The organism is Brachyspira suanatina (genome assembly GCF_001049755.1).
Lineage (GTDB): Bacteria > Spirochaetota > Brachyspiria > Brachyspirales > Brachyspiraceae > Brachyspira > Brachyspira suanatina.
In genome coordinates, this window is sequence record NZ_CVLB01000002.1 from 407175 (window position 1) to 429917 (window position 22743).

The 22743-nt window shown below is 27.1% G+C and carries 22 protein-coding genes; 7 read left to right on the plus strand and 15 right to left on the minus strand.

What is annotated here, in order from left to right:
- Window positions 1-82 precede the first annotated feature (82 nt).
- The 7 genes from BRSU_RS11365 to BRSU_RS11395 form a co-directional block, all read right to left on the minus strand.
- Entirely contained in the window at window positions 83-1975 is a 1893-nt protein-coding gene (locus BRSU_RS11365) for a GerMN domain-containing protein (RefSeq protein WP_048595508.1), read from the minus strand.
- Between the two features lie 168 nt (window positions 1976-2143).
- A complete protein-coding gene (locus BRSU_RS11370; protein ID WP_048595510.1) occupies window positions 2144-3439 on the minus strand; it encodes a tetratricopeptide repeat protein in 1296 nt (431 codons plus the stop codon).
- A 22-nt stretch (window positions 3440-3461) separates the two neighbouring features.
- The gene (locus tag BRSU_RS11375; protein ID WP_047104760.1) at window positions 3462-3746 is read right to left on the minus strand and encodes a hypothetical protein; all 285 of its coding nucleotides are present in this window, start codon (window positions 3744-3746) and stop codon (window positions 3462-3464) included.
- Window positions 3747-3909: 163 nt separating this feature from the next.
- On the minus strand, window positions 3910-4884 hold the full coding sequence (locus BRSU_RS11380) for an alpha/beta hydrolase (protein WP_048595512.1): 975 nt from the start codon (window positions 4882-4884) through the stop codon (window positions 3910-3912).
- Between the two features lie 29 nt (window positions 4885-4913).
- Window positions 4914-5582 (minus strand): DUF6320 domain-containing protein, encoded by a 669-nt coding sequence (locus BRSU_RS11385; RefSeq protein ID WP_048595514.1) that lies wholly within the window; start codon window positions 5580-5582, stop codon window positions 4914-4916.
- A 5-nt stretch (window positions 5583-5587) separates the two neighbouring features.
- A complete protein-coding gene (locus BRSU_RS11390; RefSeq protein ID WP_048595516.1) occupies window positions 5588-6856 on the minus strand; it encodes an alcohol acetyltransferase in 1269 nt (422 codons plus the stop codon).
- A 153-nt stretch (window positions 6857-7009) separates the two neighbouring features.
- Window positions 7010-7462 carry a VOC family protein gene (locus BRSU_RS11395; protein WP_048595518.1) on the minus strand — a complete coding sequence of 151 codons (453 nt, stop codon included), beginning with the start codon at window positions 7460-7462 and terminating at the stop codon, window positions 7010-7012.
- 639 nt (window positions 7463-8101) lie between these two features.
- Here BRSU_RS11395 and BRSU_RS11400 point away from each other — a divergent pair.
- Complete coding sequence (locus tag BRSU_RS11400; RefSeq protein WP_012671045.1) at window positions 8102-8845, plus strand: YebC/PmpR family DNA-binding transcriptional regulator; 744 nt, start codon at window positions 8102-8104, stop codon at window positions 8843-8845.
- A 42-nt stretch (window positions 8846-8887) separates the two neighbouring features.
- A complete protein-coding gene (ruvC, locus tag BRSU_RS11405; RefSeq protein ID WP_048595520.1) occupies window positions 8888-9370 on the plus strand; it encodes a crossover junction endodeoxyribonuclease RuvC in 483 nt (160 codons plus the stop codon).
- Here ruvC and BRSU_RS11410 read toward each other — a convergent pair.
- Together BRSU_RS11410 and pfkB are read right to left on the minus strand one after the other, a co-directional pair.
- Entirely contained in the window at window positions 9363-10082 is a 720-nt protein-coding gene (locus BRSU_RS11410; RefSeq protein ID WP_048595521.1) for a hypothetical protein, read from the minus strand. The two genes, ruvC and BRSU_RS11410, sit on opposite strands and share 8 nt — an antisense overlap.
- 180 nt (window positions 10083-10262) lie before the next feature.
- Window positions 10263-11192 carry a 1-phosphofructokinase gene (pfkB, locus tag BRSU_RS11415; protein WP_048595523.1) on the minus strand — a complete coding sequence of 310 codons (930 nt, stop codon included), beginning with the start codon at window positions 11190-11192 and terminating at the stop codon, window positions 10263-10265.
- Between the two features lie 196 nt (window positions 11193-11388).
- Here pfkB and galE point away from each other — a divergent pair, with 196 nt between their 5' ends.
- Window positions 11389-12381, plus strand: a complete 993-nt coding sequence (galE, locus tag BRSU_RS11420; RefSeq protein ID WP_048595525.1) for a UDP-glucose 4-epimerase GalE — start codon at window positions 11389-11391, stop codon at window positions 12379-12381.
- Between the two features lie 91 nt (window positions 12382-12472).
- Window positions 12473-14215: an AIPR family protein gene (locus BRSU_RS11425; protein ID WP_048595527.1), complete on the plus strand. Its 1743-nt coding sequence runs from the start codon at window positions 12473-12475 to the stop codon at window positions 14213-14215.
- 459 nt (window positions 14216-14674) lie between these two features.
- On the opposite strand, the gene jag is transcribed toward BRSU_RS11425, so the two are convergent.
- From jag to rpmH, 5 genes are all read right to left on the minus strand, one after another.
- Window positions 14675-15379: an RNA-binding cell elongation regulator Jag/EloR gene (gene jag / locus BRSU_RS11430; protein WP_048595529.1), complete on the minus strand. Its 705-nt coding sequence runs from the start codon at window positions 15377-15379 to the stop codon at window positions 14675-14677.
- 48 nt (window positions 15380-15427) lie between these two features.
- Window positions 15428-17287, minus strand: coding sequence for a membrane protein insertase YidC (gene yidC, locus BRSU_RS11435; RefSeq protein ID WP_048595531.1), 1860 nt, complete (start codon window positions 17285-17287; stop codon window positions 15428-15430).
- An 88-nt stretch (window positions 17288-17375) separates the two neighbouring features.
- Window positions 17376-17585, minus strand: a complete 210-nt coding sequence (gene yidD / locus BRSU_RS11440; protein WP_048595533.1) for a membrane protein insertion efficiency factor YidD — start codon at window positions 17583-17585, stop codon at window positions 17376-17378.
- Window positions 17582-17962 (minus strand): ribonuclease P protein component, encoded by a 381-nt coding sequence (gene rnpA / locus BRSU_RS14375; RefSeq protein WP_048595535.1) that lies wholly within the window; start codon window positions 17960-17962, stop codon window positions 17582-17584. The genes yidD and rnpA overlap by 4 nt, the downstream gene beginning before the upstream one ends.
- A gap of 28 nt (window positions 17963-17990) precedes the next feature.
- Complete coding sequence (gene rpmH, locus BRSU_RS11450) at window positions 17991-18134, minus strand: 50S ribosomal protein L34 (protein WP_008723263.1); 144 nt, start codon at window positions 18132-18134, stop codon at window positions 17991-17993.
- 199 nt (window positions 18135-18333) lie between these two features.
- On the opposite strand from rpmH, the gene BRSU_RS11455 reads away from it, so the two are divergent.
- Entirely contained in the window at window positions 18334-18813 is a 480-nt protein-coding gene (locus BRSU_RS11455) for an ATP-binding protein (protein WP_048595537.1), read from the plus strand.
- Between the two features lie 95 nt (window positions 18814-18908).
- A complete protein-coding gene (locus BRSU_RS11460) occupies window positions 18909-20459 on the plus strand; it encodes an ATP-binding protein (RefSeq protein ID WP_048595538.1) in 1551 nt (516 codons plus the stop codon).
- A gap of 501 nt (window positions 20460-20960) precedes the next feature.
- Here the strand turns inward: BRSU_RS11460 and BRSU_RS11465 are convergent.
- The gene (locus BRSU_RS11465; protein WP_048595540.1) at window positions 20961-21392 is read right to left on the minus strand and encodes an ATP-binding protein; all 432 of its coding nucleotides are present in this window, start codon (window positions 21390-21392) and stop codon (window positions 20961-20963) included.
- 159 nt (window positions 21393-21551) lie between these two features.
- Between BRSU_RS11465 and BRSU_RS11470 the strand changes: the two genes are divergently transcribed.
- Window positions 21552-22670 carry a DegT/DnrJ/EryC1/StrS family aminotransferase gene (locus tag BRSU_RS11470; protein ID WP_048595542.1) on the plus strand — a complete coding sequence of 373 codons (1119 nt, stop codon included), beginning with the start codon at window positions 21552-21554 and terminating at the stop codon, window positions 22668-22670.
- Window positions 22671-22743 lie beyond the last annotated feature (73 nt).

A 22743-nucleotide genomic window follows, 5' to 3' on the forward strand; every position in this document is an offset into this window, starting at 1 on the left:
ATAAACACCTATTTTTTATATACACACTATAGGTATATGATAACATAAATATATATAAAATCAATATAACTTTTATTAAATTTTACTCGAATCTGGTGAAAGGCATATTCTCTATAGCACCTTCCGCACCTATAGTTTCATTTAATTGTCCATTTATAAGGAATATGACATTATCTATACCTTCAAATTGAGTTGCTGTATATACCAACTGATAAATCTGCACCATAGTTCCTTCATTTCCAAGAGGATTAAATTCAAAATTCTCATTGAAGTTTAAATATACTGTATTATTCTCAATGAATATATCAAGCAATTCTGTATCTTTAGGTATGCAGCTTATTATATTTCTGTTATTTTCTTCATCAGTAGCACCAATCAATAATTCTTTTATAGCTTCCTCTACAGAAGATTTATTATTAAATTTTCTTTCTCTAAATATCAATGTAATAGAGCCTGTAGATTCACTATATTCAACTAAATATATTCCTTCATTACTATTCTCTTTAAGCTTTCTCTCTTTTAAATCTCTAGTAATATTATTATTAGCTTTTTTGATATTGTAATTATTAATATCATTCTGAGCTTTCTTAATAATTTCTTTTTTATATTCAGTATTATTATTTATTATATTATTATTTTTTAATTCATCAGTTTCTTTTATATTATCTTTTAATTCATTATTTTTTACTATAGTGCTTTCTATACTTTCTTTTGTATTATTTTTCTCATTTGCAGGCTTATTTATTATTGAATTATTATTATTTTCCCTGCTGTTATTTACTATAGTATTATTTTCCCTTACAGGATTATTATTATTTGGATTAACCAAATCGTTTATTACTCTGTTATAATCAATATTGGGTTTATCAAAAGAATTAGTCATTGTATAAACAGATGTCTGCATTATATCTTTTCTATTTGGCTTTGTATTATTATTATTTACTATAGTATTGTTTGCAGATTTTTTAGTATTATCATTTATTGTATTTTCTTTTATATCATTATTTGGCGTATTACTATTAACTTGATTGTTATTTATTACTCTTTCTTTATTTTCATTATTATTCAAATATTTATCAATATTAAAATCATCATTTGTATTTGAATTATTTTTTTTAGTATTTTCTACATAGCTAGCAGGAGGCTTAGTACTGAAAGTAGTACTTGATGCCGGCTTCATAGTTGTAGTTTCTCTTCTGGTAGTATTATCTTTTGGTTTTAGAATATCATCGAATATACTTTTTTGAGTTTCAGTGCTATTTTTTTTAGCAGTGTTTATATTTGTTTTAATATCTTGAGTATTATTGTCTTGTCTATTTTCTAATATCATTTGCTCAAGATAATTGTATGGTTTTTCTTCTTTCACAGTATTTTCAATATCTGCAACAATAATATTTTCTTTAGTATTATTTGTAGAATCATTTTCAGGTATTCTATTTAATGTGTTCATACTATTTGAATATATTATAGATTCATGATTATTGCCGTAATCTACATATCCGCTGTCATAAAGTATAGAATTACTTACTCCGCTATTATTAAAAAAAGGAAGCAAAGATTCTTTAGTTATGATACTTGAATTTGTAATACTATCTGACATAATATCCAAAGAAGTTTCTATTTTTGAATTTGTTTCATAAGCCATTACAGATAGAGTTTCATTTGTATCTGTTTTTATAAAGAAATTGAATAATGGCATATTACTTAAGAAGCTCATTTTACTTTGATCTTCTGTTACACCATCACTTTCTAATAATAATGCTTCTTTATGATTAATAGAAAAGAAATCTTTTATAGCTATATCTACCATAGGAGAATATTTTTTTACAACCGTAAATATCAAAGCTGCTGCTATGATAAAAGTTATAGATATTATAATAGGTTTCTTCAAATTTATTTCTTTACTTTCATTTCTAATTTGTCTCGTATATGATATACTTTTAGATTTTGATTTGAGCTGCTCGTATCTTGGCACTTGTTTACTCCAGAGTATTATATATCATTTAAATTATCGATAAAAAACTGAATGCTATTAGAATTTATTTTGTTGGGATAGAAATTGTATAATTGATATTTTTAATAAAAAAACCCCTTTTAGAAAAACTGTATTTCTAAAAGGGTAATTAATTCTTATTTAATTAGATTATTGTAAATGAACAGCATTACGTGATAAGAAATTTTTTCTGTCATTAGCATATTTAGCTTTAGAAGAAGTAGGATATTCAGCTAAATATTGATTATAAGTTTTATAAGCTTTTTCAAAATTTCTTATATTATTATTGCCTTTTTCGTATATTTCAGCTAGAAGAAGTATAGAATCTCCTCGTTTAGAAAATTTAACATTTTTTTCTAAAGATTTTTCTAACATATCAGCACCGTCAGAAATTCTTCCAAGCTGTTTCAAACTATCAGCCATTTCATAAACAGCATTTCCATACAAAGGAGTTTGAGAATAATTATTCATTACATCATTAAAATATACTATAGCTTCATCATGTTTATTTTCAGCTTTTTTCATAACGCCCATAGAATATATAGCTGCTGCTTTTTCATTGTTGCCGCTATTTTTTAATTTTGAGGCTTCATTATACATATTAAAAGCATTGTTATAATCTTTCTTTTGATTATAAATATCTCCTATTCTAAAATGACTGTATACAGAATATTTAGAATTTGGATATGAAGTTATAATATTGCTGTAAGCATTGATTGCATTTTCATAATCTTTAACATTTTTTAATTCTTCTGCTGAATTGAATAATGCTATGATTTCAGGATTAGTTTCAGTTACTTTAGCAGGCTTATCAGTTTCTTTTTTTATTATTGAAGTTTGAGCATTATTTGCTGCCTGATTAGTCTGATTTGCATCATTAGGAACTACATCATTTGTATTAACCATGTTAGTATCTGTATTGTTAGTATCCATCATATCATCAGTCATAACATCATTAGTCATCATCATATCATTAGTAGACATAGTGTTAGTATCGTTATCAGGATCTAATATAGCATTAGTTTCCATAGCAGCTATACCTTGACTATTAGTTACATTTACAGTATAGAAATATTTTCTTATGATACTTTCTTCATTGTCAACTTGGAAATCAAGTTTACCTATACCTGCAGTTAAAGTTCTGAAAGTAAGGAAAGCATTAGTTTTATCTCTTGTAAATCTTACGAAGTCAAGATTAGTAGAATAGCTTGTTATACGAATATATCTGTCAAAGTTAGTAGCATTCAATTTAATTGAGAAAAGTGTATTTTCAGATAAATCTACAGACTTAACCAAATCAGCTTCTATAGGACCATTTTTCACACGAACGGAAGAAGCATTAGTTACAACCTGATCATCCGGCTGTACAGTAATTGTTTCCTGAGCAAATGCTGCATTGATCACAACAAACATTGCAACAATAGAAGAACATAAAAAAACACGCATAATTCTCTCCTAAAAGTTAGTATTATTTTTTTCGGCTTTCTACAAAGTTTCTTGAGTACTCTAAATCTTCAAAATTCAGATTTTCTTTTGTAGATAACATTTCGCCTTTTAAAATTTTTTCCTCATCTTCTTTAAGAAGATTGATGGCTTTTGAGTTTTCCTCTTCCGGACTTAATGGTATTACTTTAGGTTTTGAGCAAGATCCTATTAATATTCCAGAGAGTATTACTAATAATAACCAAACAAATAAAATTATGAAAAATAAAATCTTTTTCGTCCTGTAAAAATCTTTTACTTTTTCAATCATTAAGTTATACCTCTAATCAAATTATAAAATATAGTAAAAAAATTGCAATGAATTTATACTCATATATTAAAATTTACAATAAATTTACTAATAAAATTCAGATGCAACTTTTAAAATATATCGTATGATTAAAATTAATATTTAGCATTTAAATTTTATACATTTAATTTAACTTTTCAATCCATTTAAATACTTTATCCAATATATGTTCACTGTCCATGGCCTCAAAGAATATGCCATTAACTAAATTATTATGATAAATATTTTTATTATCAAATATAATACACTCAGCTAAGCCGTCATGAAAGCTATTAACCTTATTAGAAAAATTAATAGAATTATCAACATCGCAAATAGGATCTAACTCTGAATGAACGCATAATACCTTTGTTTTCTCGCTTCCATCTATATGATTATAAGGATTAGCCTCTTCCCTATTGTAGCCCTCTTCAAATAATTGATCAAGCATAGGAGTTATTATATCATTAGTACATACATTTAAATCTGTTGGCCCTCCAAGAGATACATAGCCTTTAAAAATATTAGAATCCACATTATATTTCTTATGCATTTCTTTATAGTAAACAAGCAAAGCTCCCAAATGTGCACCGGCAGATGAGCCTATCACTATAATATCAGAATAATCAATATTTTTATTTTTCAAAATTTCCAATGCTTTATTAAATCCTGCAAATACATCTTCTATTTGAGCAGGGTATTTATATTTTTTACTTAGTCTGTATCCTAATAAAATAGTATGGAATTTCTCTTTTGCAAATCTTCTTCCAACAAATCTGTATAAATTAGCATTACCCTCTCTCCAGCCTCCGCCGTATAGATAAACTATAACCTGTTTCTTTGGACTTTCATTTTCTTTTAACTGAGGTGCAAAATATAATATATATTGAGCCTTATTTTTATCGAATATATACTTTTCAGGCTTTATTTTCTTATCAGCTTTTATAAAATTAACAGCCATACTTGGATAAGTTAGATACTCACCAAGCAAATTTTTTCTTCTTATCTTTTCCTCTATTTTTTTCTGTTTTCTCTCCAATTTGGCTTTTTTTTCTTCAAGTTTCCTCTGTTCTTTTTCTTTTTTTATTTGCTCTTTTTCTTCTTTTTTATTATCTTCCATAAGAATACTCCTTAACTTAAACTTATAAATTATATATGAAAAATCTTTATTGTAGATGAAATAAAATCAATTCTAAATAATATAAGCATAGCTAAAATAACTATTATTCCTCCTCCCAAAGCTGATAAACTGCTCCAAAATACAAAATTAAATAAAGGCAGAATTATCATCATTATTGATATAAATGAAGCAGACATTATATAAGAAACATATTCATTAAAATATTTTCTATCTATAACCGCAATAAAAAACATAGCAATATTTAAACCAAGCGACAAGAAAGGAATAACATAATTAAATGACCATTTATAAAAACCGGTAAATATATCTATTACAATCACGAGTGGCATAAGTATAAAAAACTCTATAAGTAATTTCTGCCTTAAATATAAAGTATCCGCTGTAAAACATACATAAGTAAAATAAGAACATAATATTGATATAACAGATATTACAGCCCAATTATATTTTGAATTAGTTGAAATATTTACTATTATCAAAGCTATTATTGCTGCTAATGATGAAAGCAAAACTATTTTTTGAGCATTGATTTTTTTCTGCATTTTATAAAACCATTCATAAGAATGATATTCTTCATTTATTATAGCATTATCATTATTATTTAATTCTTTCAAACATAAAGGACATATATTTCTATTAGTTTTAATTTTCAATCTGCAGTTATTACAATACGCCATTTTATTTATACTCCGTAATCATTAGAATAAATTTCCACTTCTGTAATATTAGATATATATCTAAAAAAATATTTTATTATATCAGTTTCTATTACCGTTCTATTAAATGTAATTGATAATTTATCACCGAAACTGCATAAGCCGCAATTTAAAGGACTGTTTATTGTAGGATATACAACAGCTTCAAAATGACTTATATAATCTTTCATATCATCGGGCAAAGATATATTACCAAAATTTGATACTGTCATAGTTTTCAATTTATCTTCAAAAAGTTCAAATGCTAAATTAACAACAAAATTTTTAATAACTAAAGGTATAAATTTTGCAAATATATTATTTTCTAATTTCGTATTCTCATATATAAAATTCTGAAGTTTTTCCTTACTGATTTTATATTTCATCTCTCTGTTTGTGATCATTATAATATCATCAAAAGTTAATTCCTTATCTGTGGGAATCAATATATTAGCAACACCAAAGAAATTTTTTAAAGATATTGAAGGAAATATACTTCTTAAATTAACAGGCACACACATCACTATATTTTTTCCGTCAAGTCTGTTTTTTATTCTAGTTTCATAAATTGAATAAACCAAAGCTGACAATATATAAGATGTGATTGTGGTATTATGTTTTTTACTCTCTTCCTTTATGCTTTTCAAACTTATCATTCCATGCACAACATTATCGCCGTAAAATTTCAAAGGCTTTCCTTTAATTAAGTAAACATTCTTTATCTTTTTTTCTTTTTTAGTTTCTATTTTATCCTTTGTATGCACAGAAAAGCTGTCATCATAGTCTGCAATAATAGGAACAGTATCTTTAAATATATCATCATTTTTATCATCAATATTTTTTCCTAACAAAACAAAATAATGATATAGCAAAGATTTTAAAAAACTTATTAAAGCCGTAGCATCAGCAAGAGAGTGATAAACTTCAGTAAAAATTCTATATTTATAATAGCCTACTCTCAAAAGATAGCCATTATTTAATTTGCTGTTTATATTATAGCAGGGATAATATTTATCTTCCTCTACGATCAATCTTCTATGATTTTCTTCAAAGTAATTCCAAAATAATCCTTTCTTTATCATAAGCGAAAGTGTTGGAAATCTTTTTATTGTAATGTCTAATGCATTCTGAAGTATATCAGGATTAACTTCTTCATTATTAAGTACAACTGACACTCTGAATATTGGTATATTTTTTTTATTTTTTATAGAAACAAAAAGTTTAGCAGCATTGTCCAATTTATAAAGATGTTTCATACTCATAGCACCATAATTTGATATTAATATTTTAAATCATTTGCTTTATTTTTCAATAATTAAATTAAGCATAAAAAATATATTTAGTATATTATAGTTCATATTTTCCTTATTTTTTACGTATATCATACAAAACAAATACTATTATTGAAATCAAAATGTTTCCATCAATTCTAATATTATACCATCAGGGTCTTTGAAATATAATGCTTTGCTCTTTGAAAATCCGTAAGAAGTAAAATCAAATTCCTGAGATGCTGATAGGCATTCCACATTATTATCAATTAAATGTTTATATACTTTTTCTATATCCTCTACTCTGAAGCAAATCTCTGATGCTGAAATTTTATTTAATTTAGGTTCATCTTTTATAGTTTCAGGACTTACAAACTGCAATAATTCTATAGGAGGAGCTATTATATTATCACTACCGTTAAGATAAGCAATTTTTACCTTACAATTATTCATGGCAAAAAGTGCATCTGTTTCTTTGCCTTCCATTAAAGCCTCGCCTATTAATGTTAAGCCTAAAATATCTCTGTAAAAATTAATAGATCTTTCTATATTGCTCACAGTAATACCTATATGCATTACTTCTTTTAACATAAAATTTACTCCTCATAATTTTCTCAATATAATTCTAACAAAAAATCAAATAATATGAAATATACTTAACAAAATTAAATTTTATTAACGCACGGTAAACATATTCTTATATATATCAAAATTCTATTTTTCAATTAATCTATATTTAAAGCTATGTTATGCGTGCGGTGAATGCAATATAAATTTAAAAAAATCCTGGGTGGGCAGCTAAAAAAATCTAATTGAAGCAACAAGAAAAAATAATCTTATATTGCAGATTAAAACTGTAAGCCTAGAGGGTGGGCAAATGTAATTAAATTTTAAAACTTACATTACATACCCCGCCCTTTATTCTTTATAGCTAAAATTTAAATTTTAGTATTTTTTATATTTAAAGCTTCAATTAGAAATTAAGCCACCCACCCAAGTGTTATTTAAATATATAATCTGCTTAACGCACGCTTAATGCATTTTAATTTATTATTTAAATTATAATAATAATCAGCTTATATTTTAATTTTATTCTGCGTGCGGTGAGATAATATAAGTATGGTAATCAATCAAAATATATATTATAAGTTGACAATAGTTGTATTTTGATATATAATTACGGCGAATAAATAATCTATAAATAAAAAATCTAATAAACAGAGGTGTAATATGTCAGGACACTCCAAGTGGGCTAGTATTAAACATAAAAAAGCCGCAAATGACTCAAAAAAAGGTAAAATTTGGTCAAAAATAGCAAAAGAAATAACAATCGCAGTAAAAGAAGGCGGAAGCCCAGACCCAGACCAGAATGCAAGATTAAGAATGGTTATAGTAAAAGCTAAAGGTACTAACATGCCTAATGATAATATAGACAGAGCTATAAAAAGAGGTGCTGGAGCAGGCGAAGGTGCTAATATCGAAGAAATGTCTTATGAAGGTTATGCTCCAGGCGGAGTAGCTATCATAGTAGACGTTGCTACAGATAATAAAAATAGAACAGCTGCTGAAATAAGATCTATATTCAGTAAAAATGGTGGAAACTTGGCAGAAAACGGTGCAGTTTCTTGGCAGTTTAAGAAAAAAGCTGTTGTAATGATACCTGCTGCTGGAAATACTGAAGAAAGCTTAATGGATATAGTTTTAGATGCTGGTGCCGAAGATATAGAACAAGATGAAGAAGTATTTACTATTACTGGACCTATGGAAACTTTATCATCTATAGTTGATGCTTTAAAAGCTAAAGGCATAGAGCCTGAAAGTGCTGAAATAGTACGCGTTGCTGATAATACTATGACTATAGCTGAAAATGATGCTAAAAAAGTTATGAAAATAATAGGTTTATTTGAAGATCATGATGATGTTTCTGCAGTAGCTACTAACTTAGAAATCACTGATAACTTAATAGAAGAATAATAATTATCATAAAATAAACAATTAAAAGCAATTAATATCTTTATGATAACTTTAGGAATAGACCCGGGATTTGCTAGATGCGGATATGCTTTTATAGAAGCAAAAAACTCCGTATACAAAATAGTAGATTCCGGGCTTATTGAAACCTTTCAAAATCAAGAATATAATCAAAGACTTTCTTTTATCTATACCCAATTAGATGAACTTATAAAAAAATACAAGCCTTCTAATGCCGCAATAGAAGAATTATTCTTTTCAAAAAATACTAAAACTGCAATAAAAGTTGCTGAAGCTAGAGGTGTTATAATATTGGCTTTAACACTTAATAATATTGAATTCTATGAATACAAACCTAAAGAGGTGAAATCTCAAATAACAGGCAACGGAAATGCTAATAAAGATGCTATGATGAAAATGGTTAACCTTTTTACCGGTGCCGATATTATTCAAGATGATACAGCCGATGCCGTAGCTATAGCTTTAGCCCATGCTTCAAGAAACCGAATATTTAATAATATTAAATGATAGGATTTTTATAGTTAATATCATCTATCAAATAGATATTATCTTTATGATTTGTTTTAGGAGTTTCAGTTTCTTCTGATGTTTCTGAATTTTCTGATCTTTCTGTATCTTGAGAACTTTTATCTTCAGATCTTTGATTTTCAAGTATAGATTCAAATTCTGATTTATAATTCTCTAATATAGTACCGCTGAAATCAGCATATAATAAGATATCTTTTAATCCTTCTAAATCATAAACATAAGTATATGTATACTTTGCACTGCCTAAAGTTTCTAAAGCTCTAACTGCAAAAGTATTATGATGTAATAATTCTTTAAGAAGCATTATACTTTTCTGACTTGCCATTTGAGAATTGGTTAATGAATAAAATTCAGTTTCTCCGTATTTATTTAATGATGTATTTCTAGGTTCGTTTTTGCCTAATCTATATACGATATCTATTTTATCATTATCATTAAAACGTTGTTTAAAAAGCAGAGAAGGAGTATATAAATTTATATTTATGGAATTGCTGTTTACTTTTATCATTAATGTATTGAAGTTTAAACTATTTTCTTCCTGTTTTTTTATGAATATAGAAATTTCTTTTTCATCTGTTATAGGGTCTATTTTCTCAACTAAATGCCATTCACCTATTGCATAATACTGTGAATACAATATAGAAGAACTGATAAAAATCATAGCAATAATAATTTGTTTTATTATTTTCATAAGCAACTCCATTTAGTTTTCTATATTATATTATGATAGTTTTATCAATTAAAATCAACAATAAATACAAAATTAAAAAAAATTTTTGATGATTTTAGTTTACATATTGAAATAAAAACAGCAGAAAACTAAAAAATTAGCCTTCTGCTGCAATAAAAAAGAATATAACAAATAAAATTTTTATTTTAAATTTATGCTTTTAACTTCAACTTTATCAAGTAAATTATTCATATCTTCAAATGTCGTAAGCCCCTCACTGAAAGCAGTAGCAGTACCTGAAGCTATAGCGTATTTATAAGAATCTAGTATACTTAAATTTTTGCTTATTCCATATACAATACCAGCCACCATGGCATCCCCTGCACCTACAGAACTTACAAGTTTTCCTTCAGGGGCATTTCCTATATAAGATCCTTCCTTAGTAACCAATGCAGAACCATCTTTTCCTAATGATACTAAAACATTATCACTTCCATCTTCCACTAATTGTTTAGCATAGGTTATGATATCATAAACAGTTTTTATATCTCTTCCAAAATATTCAGATAATTCTTTTCTATTTGGCTTTGTAAGAAATACATTTTCTTTAACTGCTATTTTAAAAGCATTCTCTCTGGAATCTAGTATTATTTTTACATTATTTTTTAATTTTGTTTTTTGTATAATATCTTTATAAATATCTTCTTTTACTGAACTAGGCACGCTTCCTGAAAGTACTAATATATCATTATCCTGAATATTATTATCTATAATAGAAAGCAGCTGATCTATATTCTCCTGCAATATTTTAGGAGATTTACCCATTATTTCAGTTTCTTTTTTTTCTGTTTTTATTTTTACATTGATTCTAGTATTTTGTGAAAGAGAGATAAAATTATCTTTTATTCCGTATTTATTTAAATCTGATTTTATATACTCCCCTGTAAAGCCTCCGCAAAATCCCAAGGCAACAGATTCAATGCCAAAATTTTTTAATACTTTAGAAACGTTTATTCCTTTTCCGCCTGCCAAAGTATATGAAGTATTTACTTTATTTAATTCTCCTTCTTCTAATTTATTCATATCAATATAATAGTCTACTGCAGGATTTAGTGTTAAAGTGTAAATCATATAAACTCCTCGATTTCTATTGTTTAGTAAATAATATTAATACATATAAATGAGTATATATGAAAAAAGAAAAAAATAAAATATTAATTATAATCAAAAGCTTACATTTTATTTTATCAAAATAATTCTTTGACTTTTTTTATAATTTAATTATACTTTACTTATAATAATAAAACTTTTAATTTGGAGTGTTAATATGGCTGTTTTAGTATGCGGAGGAGCCGGATATATAGGCTCACATGTAGTTAATGAACTTTTAAAACAGAATATAGAAACTGTTATAATAGATTCATTAGAATATGGGCATAAAGATGCTATCAAAGACTGTAAGAATTTTTATCATGGAAATATAGGAGATAGTGATTTACTTGATAAAATTTTTAAAAGTCATGATATAGATTCTGTAATGCATTTATGCGCATATATAGAAGTAGGAGAAAGTGTACAAAATCCTGCTAAATATTATCACAATAATGTATCCAATTCTATTAATCTTCTTAATGCAATGCTCAAAGCCAAAGTAAAGAATTTTATATTTTCTTCTACTGCTGCTGTTTATGGGGAACCTGAAAAAATTCCTTTGGAAGAAGATTGCAGAAAAGAACCTACAAACCCTTACGGAGACAGTAAATTAGCATTAGAAAAAATACTTTCTTGGTATAGTAAAGCTTATGATTTTAATTATGTAGCTTTGAGATATTTTAATGCTTCAGGTGCTCACCCAGACGGACATATTGGAGAAGATCATAAACCTGAATCACATTTGATACCATTAATACTTCAAGTACCGCTTGGAAAAAGAGAGTCTATAAAAATATTCGGTGATGACTACCCTACTCCTGATGGAACTTGTTTAAGAGATTATATACATGTATGCGATTTAGCTTTGGCTCATATTGCTGCTATGAATTACTTAAAGAAAGGCGGAAAAAGTGTTTCATGTAATTTAGGTAATGGAAATGGATTTAGTGTAAAAGAGGTTATTGAAGTAGCTAGAAAGGTAACAGGACACCCTATACCAGCAGAAGTTTGTCCTAGAAGAGCGGGAGATTCATCAGAGCTTATAGCAAGCAGTAAGAGGGCAAAAGAAATTTTAGGCTGGACTCCTACTATAGACTCATTAGAAACTATAGTACAAACTGCTTGGAATTGGCATAAGAATCACCCTAACGGATATAATGACAGATAATATTTAATAATATTCATAGTAAATGTAAAATAAATAAAGAGGTTCTATTTTTCAGAGCCTCTTTTTGTATAATAAGTTATGGAGTTATATTATGTATAATAAAATTAAAGAAGATATTTCACAAGAATATTATACAAAAACTTTTCCTAATGATGGACAGCGTTTTATAGCATGGTATCTTAGAAATATATTTAATTTAGATGAGTATGAAACAAAAGATTGTATTACAGATGGAGCAGGTGATAAACAGATAGATGCAGTTTATATAAATAACCAAAACTCAACTATTTATATTATTCAAGGAAAATTTCATGAAAAAGAAAATATAGATTCTAAACCTTTAAGAGAAGTATTATCATCATGGATTCAAATTCAAAATTTAGAAGAATTACAGCATAATGCTAATGAAAAACTTAAAGTAAAAATTACTGAAATTGCATCTGCACTTGATGATGACTATAGTATATGTTTTGAATTAATTACAACATCTGAATTAACAGATTCTGCAAAAAATGATTTAGAAATATTTCAAAAAACTATTTCTGAAAATGATAAATTTAATGCTAATCTCATAGTTGTAGATAATGAAACTTTACAAACACGATACAATGAAGCATTAAATATGAATAGACCTTATATTAATCATAATTTCAGTGTTGAATCAAACAAGTATATGGAAATGTATATTGGTAATAAAAAAGCTGTTATAGCAGCAATACCTTTAAAAGAATGTATTAAAATTCCTGGTATTAAAGATGGTAGTTTATTTAGAAAAAATGTACGTCAGTCTTTGGGTATGGATAATAAAGTGAATAAAGGCATAGCCCATACATTAAGGAGTGACCCGGAAAAATTTTTTTTCCTTCATAATGGTATAACTGCTATTTGTTCGTCAATAAATATTGATAATGGTATTATAAGCGTAAAAGAACTTAATGTAGTAAATGGTTGCCAATCATTAAATACTATATTTAACTGCAGTCAATCAATACGCAATACTGACAATGCGTATATAATGTTCCGTTTTTATGAGATAAATGATGCTCAATATGCTGATAATATTAGTACATCAACTAATTCTCAAAGTACTGTAAAAGCTAGAGATCTTAGAAGTAATGATAAAAATGTACTTATGATGAAAAAAGATTATGAACAGTATTTTTCAGATGGATATTTTATTACTAAACGCGGAGAATTCGCTGATCCGCTTAAATATAATACGGCTCATATCGTAGATTTAACATTATTAGGAAAGCAGCTAATAGCTTGGCATTCTCAAAGACCTACTATTTCATATAGCGAAAGTAAAATTTTCGATAAATATTTTGATCAATTATTTCATAGAGAATACAAAGCAGAAAATATACAAGCATTGCATGAGTTATATGATAACATTTTAAAAAATTGGAATAATAAAAATCCATTAAGACTAAATGAAGCCCTACTTGCTATGAAAGCATATATACCATTTCATCATTTATATGCCATTTCTCTATTATTTTGTGAAGTAAATCAAATGCATGATTTAGTACCAAATCCTTATATAGTGTTAGAAAAATTAAAAAATAATAATTTACTTAATACAGTAATAAAATTTACTGCTCAATCTTTAAATATAGCATTTGAAATAGCGAGAGAAGAAGCTATTAATAATAACAAAGTATTTAGCCCTCAAAACTGGAGTAAAGCAAAAGCTTCATTAAAAGATATACGTAATGCTGTAAAAGGTCAATATAGTACTTTAGAATTGAGTAATAAAGACTTTTTTGATACAATAGATAACTCATTACAACTTGAAAAAGATAATTTTGAATCACGCTGGGCTGCTGACTAAATACATTATTTACTTTGTTATTTATAAAAAAAGGGGCTTAAATTAAGTCCCTTTTTTATAGCTTTATTCTAATTCCCCGCCCTCTATGCTTTTCAATTAATTTATAAAATTTTTGTTTTTATTTCCTTTACGGCTATAATTAAAAAAACATGCCCGCCCTAGCTTATTTTAAATATATAGATTTCCAATACGCACGTTTAGCAATTCTAAATATGTAAATTAATTAATCATTCAAATTTAAATTATATAATAAAAATCTTCTCCCGTGCGTTGAGATAGTCAAAAAATCTAATCAAAAGCTTGGGTGGGTTATGCTTTTTTGTATTGAGTTAAAAAAAATAAAGAATATAAATATGTGAAATAAAGGCAATAAATATATAGGGGGGAATGTGAATAAAATTTCAATATAATAAAAAGGAGGCTTTAAAAGCCCCCATTATTAATTAAATCATATAATAATTATCTGTTTCTATAATATGATTTATTATAACCGCCTCTATCATTATATCTTTTATTATTGTAACCGCCTTTTCTTTTTGAATATACTTTTACACTTCTGTATGGTGGCTCACCATCACTCTTAGTTTCAACATCATTATCATTTTGAAGTTCTAAGTGTATGATTCTCCTCTCATAAGGCGACATAGGATCTAAAGCTACAACTCTTCTAGTCTTTTTAGCCTGCTGCGCAGCTTGACGAGCAATATGCTTCAAAGTTTCTTCGCGTCTTTCTCTGTATCCATCAACATCCAATATAATATGTCTTTCAATATCATCATTAAATTTCTTAGAAGCTATTAATGAAATTATAAATTGTAAAGCCTCCAATGTAGCACCTTTTTTTCCTATTAATACACCAGAATCATCTGTAGAAATGTTAATATAAATTCTCTTTTCGCTCTCTTCCTTAGCAGTAACTTCAGCCTCAACCCCCATATATTTTAATATATTAGATACTATAGATTGAAATTCACCCAAATTTGTAGAAATTTCTTCATAATAAACTCTTATAATAGTAGGAGATTCCTCTCCAAAACCTAACAATGTTCGTTTACCCTTATCTATTACCTCAATTCTAACCTGATCTTCCGTAAGATTAAGTTCCTCCAGTGCCTTACTAACGGCTTCCTTTTCTGATTTACCACTAAACTCTTTTACTAACATAGTATCCTCCTTTCATATGATAAAGTATATATAATACCACTTTAATTATTACTTTCTTTTTTTCTTTTTCTTTTTTGATTGTTTTACTTCCTCTTCTTCAACTATCTCATTTGTATTAGCTTTATCTATCTTTGAAGTTATGAACTGCTGAGCAACCCCAAATATATTCTGTGCTGTCCAATATAAAGCAAGACCGCTTGCAAAATTATAGAACATAAGAAGCATCATAAGCGGGAAAATAGTAGTCATCATTTTCATTTGCGTTGCAGCAGCTCCGCCACCTGATGCAGAAGATGAAGGCTGAAGTTTCATACTTAAATAACTTGTTACAGCCATCACTATAGGGAATAAGTTAAAATTAAATCCACCTAATATAGGTATTCCTGCCGGAAATACAAATAACTTATCAGGAGAAGAAAGGTCTGTTATCCATAAGAATGGAGTATTCCTTAATTCTACCATAGACTGCATAAGATAGAAAAATGCTATCAAAAGTGGAAATGGAAGAAGCATAGGAAGACATCCTCCTAAAGGATTAATCTTCTCTTTTTTATAAATAGCCATTATTTCAGCATTCAATTTATCAGGGTTATCTTTATACTGCTCCCTTATACGTTCTATTTTAGGATTAACCAACTGCATCTTTTTCATAGATTTATAAGAAGCATGATTGAGCGGAAAAGTTACAAGCTTAAACAAGAATGTAAACAGTAATATAGCCCAAGCATAATTTTTTGTAATATTATACAAAGCATTAAGAATAACATCCAATATATAAGTTAATGGTCTCAAATTAAGTCCTAAAAAGGATTCTTGGAATATAGACTCATAAGATTCTTCCAAATAATATTTAGAAAAAGTTCTTCTTACTTTAGGTCCCATAAATACTGAATAATTATCAGTAATAGAAGAACCGCTTTTAATAGTATGTTTAGACATTAAATTTGCTACATGAAAATCATTTCTATATTCATTAGTCGAAGGTTTAGAAAAAGTCATTGTTTCAAAAACTGTATTATTAGATTGAGCAGGAGAAGAAATAATAGCAAAATATCTATTATTCAAAGCTACCCATTTATCCTCACCTTCATATACAGCATATCTCATCTGATTAGTTTTAATTCCTCTTGAAGAAGAGCCAAATCCAAATAATCTAGAGAAAATATTATCTTTTACTATATCTCCTGTTAATAATATTTTGGATTTACCATTTCCTTTTATCAGATATTGCGCCTTAGTAGCATCTTCTCTTATAGCATTTTTATCTGTTCTATATGGCCCTATACCTGTAGCCAAGAAATATGAGTAGAATAGAGAAAGATCTTTTTCACCGATATTCTCTATATTAACAGAATTTTTTAACTGATAAGGATCCTCACCAAAAGTGAAAGTTTTAGTTATTTTAACTTCTGTATTATCTATAATAGCATTAGCAGAAAATGAAACTTTATCGCTGCTTTCTTCTATCAATTGGTAATCCAAATTTTCAGGTATTGCGATAGAATTTGATAGGTTTTGAAAAGTTACAGTGAAAGGATAAATACCTTCATAAACTTGCTCTACCATATCAATAATTTCATTAGTAGCATCCGCACCTAAATCCTGTGGATAATAATTTTTTAATTTATATGAATACAAAGAACCATTTTTAAAAATTGCTATAACATACTCATTTTCAAGTATTTTTTCATTATTAATTGATGCATTTGTATTTTCTATTTTTTGCATTTGAGCAGTATTTAATAAAGTGTTTTCAGAAGTTGTATTATTATTACTGACAGCATTTGAATTTGTATTTACATTAGAATTATAAACAGGCTTCACTGTTTTTGCCTGATAAAACATGTATAGAAACATTATTATAGCGGAAAGTCCAATAGCTATAACCATTCTTTTATTATTGCTCATAAAATGTTTAAGCTCCTTAAATCAATTATATACAAACAAGAATTCGTTAAGCAATTAAAAAAGGAAGATGGACTAACACATAAAAATACTATGGTACAGGATCATATATTTTTTTTGCTAGCGGGTTACATCTCAGTACTCTGGCAATTGCAAGAAAACCACCCTTTATAGCTCCATATTTAATTACAGCCTGTTTAGCATATTCAGAACATGAAGGTATATATCTGCAGGAAGGTCTTAAATAAGGGGAAATAGCTTTCTGATATAAAAAAATCAAAAACAAAAGAACATTTTTCATATATGCAAAACCTTCTGAAATAATTTTAATAAGTCTTTTTTATAATCATCAAATGAAGGCAGCTTATAACTATCAAACCTATTAACTATAATAAAATAATCATATCCAACAGGAATTTTATCTTTTTGAGTTCTATATATTTCTCTAACTATTCTCTTAACTCTATTTCTACCCACAGAATTAGTTTTATTTTTTTTTATAGTTACAGCAAACCTAGAATATGAGCGATTATTTTCTAATAAGAGCACAGTGTATTTAGAATTATAAATTCTTTTAACACTGCTGCTATTATTAAAGAATGCTGATATATCGCTTCTGTGCTTTAACCGCTCTTTACTATACAATTTTAATGAGTATTCCCTGTAACAGTTTTCCATAAGTACTGCTTAATAATTGCTTAATATTTTACTCATCTGCTGCAGTTAAGCGATATCTACCTTTTCTTCTTCTGCGTTTTAAAACATCTCGTCCATGTTTAGTTGCCATACGTTTAAAAAATCCGAATTTTCTGGCACGACGCAACTTACTTGGCTGATAAGTTCGTTTCATATATGTCTCCTTAAAGATTATATTTCTTTATTGATTTTCATACTAAAAAAATTTATACAAATATACTCGAGTATTATACTATACAATTTTAGTCTTGTCAAGTACACAAAAACAATGCAAAAAAACAGCTATATATTAATATATTATAATATTTCATTTATAAATTTGATATTATATGATTTAATGATATAATACTAGAATGAAGAAATACTTACTTGAGAATAAATTGGAAGATATTACTCCATTAATAGAAAATTTATCTGCTGAGGTAAAAAAATATATACCAAATAATGAAATGGATTTATTTTCTGCTGCTTTATATGAAGTAATTATGAATGCAATTGAGCATGGAAATCTTAATATCTTATATGAAACTAAAAAAAATTGGCTCAAGAAAAATATTTACCATAAAAAATTAAAAGAACTTCTAAAAACTGAAAAAGCCAAAAATACACATGTAGAAATAACATTGCAGATAGAAGATGATAATATTATTATTGCTGTTAAAGATCAGGGACTTGGATTTAAACCTAAACAGGAAGCTAAAAAAATAAATAATGATGGATTTGCACGTGAAAGCGGAAGAGGAATTATGATGATTAAATCATACTTTGATGAAGTAAAATTTAATAAAAAAGGCAATGTTATAACATTAATAAAATTAATAAAAAAAGAGTAGTAAAAATAATTATTTTTTAATTTATAAAGCGATAAAGACATTATTATCTGTCGGTTAATTTTAACAATAAAAATAATTTTAAAGAGATTCAATTTATGTCCAATGATAAGAAAATAAAAAAAGTAAAAAATACTAAATATTTCCGTAAATCTCCGCCTATACAATTAGATACAGGATTTGTAAGCTTAGAAAGATTTATGGCTATAAATGAGTATGATGACGGTTCTTTTTCCAGAGAATATAACTGCGATATAATAAATAGAAAAGGAAGAGATGCTGTTATTATAGTACCATATACTTATATAGACAATCAAATACATGTTCTTATGATAAGTACTTTCAGACCTGTTGTTTATTACAGAGAAAAAGTAATGACAGGAAAAAAAATAGAAGAGATAGATGAACATATTATGAATTTCTTAGAGTTCCCTGCTGGAATGCTTGAAGAAGATGAAATTAATGAAAAGAATCCTAATCAGGGAATAAAAAAATGTGCTAAAAGAGAACTTGAAGAAGAAACAGGATATAATGTAGATTTAAAAAAAATAAACGTATTAGGTCATAGATATTATAGTTCTTCAGGCATTATAACAGAAAGAATCAACATTGCCACATGCGACATAACAGGATTAACTCCGAAAAAGGAAATACAAACCGACGGCTCTGTAATGGAAGAAAATATAGAATCTTTTTTTGTACCTTTTGATAAGGCTATGAGATGGTGTAAAGAAGGTGTTATAAAAAATGCCGGTACTGAAATAGGACTTTATAGACTTTATTTCTCTATACTATATGAACATCAAAAGAATCATAATTTAATACTTCAAAAAAGGCTTCATGCTCTTTTGAATGAAATAAATTCTCTCAAAAAAAGTGCTGAACATTATAATAAATTAATAAGAGAATTCAAAGCAACCGTTTCTCATGAATTAAGACATCCGTTTACAGAAATTATGGGATACATTAATCTTCTTAAAAAGAATAATATGCCTGAAGAAAAAAGAGAGGAATTCTTTAATATTGTCTCAAGAAGTATTAAAAAACTTTATGATACTAATAACAATCTTATACAGATAGCTTTAAAAGATGATGAAAGTTATAAATATGTATCAGAATTCAATATTAAAGAAGAGCTTGATATTATTATAGAAGGTTATAAATTCATTTACCCTAAAAATATAAATATAGAAATGAATATAGAAAAAAACTGCACCACATTGATAGGATATCATGAAAGATTCCGGCTTATAATGGAAGGCATAATATCCAATGCTTTCAAATTCACAAAATCCGGAACTATATCAATAAATGTAAGAACTTTAGATACTATAGAAAAAAAAGAACTTGATTTCTCTCCAGACTTATTTAATTATCATACTATGAAAAATATTATACCTAATGAAATTGAGATAATAGTAAAAGACACTGGAAAGGGAATAAAGCCTAGCAAATTAAAAAAAGTATTCATACCTTTTTATCAAGCCGATTCAAGATTTGAAAGAGAGTACGGCGGAATGGGTATTGGTTTATCTGTTGTAAAAGATTTGCTTGATACTATGCAAGGCACAATAAATATAGACAGTTCAGAGGGAGCCGGAACTATAGTAAAATTAAGAATGCCTTTTGGTATTCCAAGCAAGAATTAATAGTATTATTAAATTAGACTAATAATTCAAAACTAATTCATATTATTAATATTACTATGCAATAATTTAAACAAATATTAGGTAAGCTGTGAAATTTAAGTTTTAAAACTTATTTTCACTCCCCGCCCAATTTATTTTTCAATCAATTTAGAAATATACAATTTTATATTTCATTATTATCTACTAAGAAATTATAACACCCACCCAAGCTTTTTTAAAAAAGCATATAACTCAACTCACGCTAAGCTAAATTATAAATATTAATAATATTTGAATTCAAACTTAATTATATTAAAAAATGCCGTTCACCGTGCGTTAATTAAATCTTTAAATATAATTATTACTATGGCGGACATGCTTTTTTCTAAAAACACTAAATATAGTTAGATGATAATAAACAAAAACAAAAAACAAAAGGGATTGGAATTAAAATTAAGTAATATAACTGGAAAAACAAATATAAAATTATGATCGTACAGATTTATTAAAAACAATAAAAGATTAATCTCTATTTTTTATTATTATTATCCTTCTTCCATTATCTTCAAAATAAAAATCATCTGTATATAAAGAAATAAGAAATATTCCTCTTCCGCTGTCTTTATAAATATTATCCTGTGATTCTGTTAAACATATCATAGCAGAAAAATAATCAAATCCATCTCCCTCATCTTCTATAATTACTTTAACCATTTCATCATCAATATGGAAGCATACATTTACATTTTTATCACAATCATTTTTATTTCCATGAATTATAGCATTAGTCAAAGCTTCCTCAAAAGCTATTTGAAATGCATCACATTCTTTTACTCCATTAGAATGTAAAAAGGATAAAAAATCATTGGAAACTTTAGGTACCAATAACTTATTACTAGGAATTTTTACCGATAATCTTTTTTCTACTTTATTTCCGCAATATTCTATACTCATAGTTCAACTCTATAATACTATAACTAATTACATTATATAACTATAAAGTATAGAAAAATAAGACCCATTGTCAAGTTTTTTAAAATATAAAAATATTGACATTAATTCTATTTTGAATACAATTTAACTGTTATTTTATTTTTTTATAAAGGATTTTTTATGAAATATATGAACCTTTACAGAGGATATGAAAAGCGAAAAGAAGCCATTGATAAAAAAATATCTTCTATTATAGAAAGAAGCCAATTTATATTCGGCGAAGAGTTAGAAACATTAGAAAAAGAATTATCAAACTATACAGGTGCTAAATATGCTGTTGGAGTTTCATCAGGACATGTTGGTTTAGTACTTTCCCTCTTAGCATTAGGATTCAATGCTGGAGAAGATCATTCTCAAAAAGAAGTAATAGTACCAGCTATGACATTTTTCTCAACTGCTGAGGCTCCTGCTTTTTTAGGCATGAAGGTAAGAGTTTGCGACATTGATGAATATTTTAATATGGATGTAAAAAAACTTGAAAGCTTAATAAATAAAAATACTGCTGCTATTATACCAGTTAATTTATTTGGTCAATGTGCTAATTTTGATGTTATACTAGATATCGCTAAAAAGAATAATATATTTGTTATAGAAGATGCTTGTCAGTCATTTGGAGCCAGCTATAAAAATATAAAATCATGTTCCGGAAAATTAGGAGATATCGCTGTAACATCATTTTTCCCAGCTAAACCTTTAGGCTGTTTTGGTGATGGCGGAATGGTATTCACTAATAATGAAGAATTATATAAAAACCTTAAACAGCTTCGTCATCATGGTGATGAAGGCGGAATGATTCATGTTAAATTAGGAACTACAGGAAGACTTGATAATTTACAAGCTGGTATTTTGCTTGAGAAATTCAAAGGCTTTGATGCTGATATGGATCATAGAAGAAGTGCTGCAGAATACTATAATGAAAAATTAAAAGATGTAGTAAAAGTACCTCAAGTTGCTGAGTATACTCAAAGCGTACATGCTCAGTATGTTATACAGGTAGAAAATAACAGAGATGAAGTAAGAACTAAATTAAATGAATTAGGAATACCTACAGCACTTTATTATCCACACCCTATACATTTGGCTCCTATACTTGTAAAAAAATTGGGATATAAAGAAGGAGATATGCCTGTATCAGAATATGCTTCAAAACATAATTTGGCTTTGCCTATAGATAATGATATTCTTAAAGAAGAACAGGATATTGTTATAGAGGCTGTCAAAAAGGTAGTTAATAAATAATTAATTTAGAATTATGATAAAAGCAGGTGTTTAGGCACTTGCTTTTTTATTTTAAATTTAAATAAATAAGAAA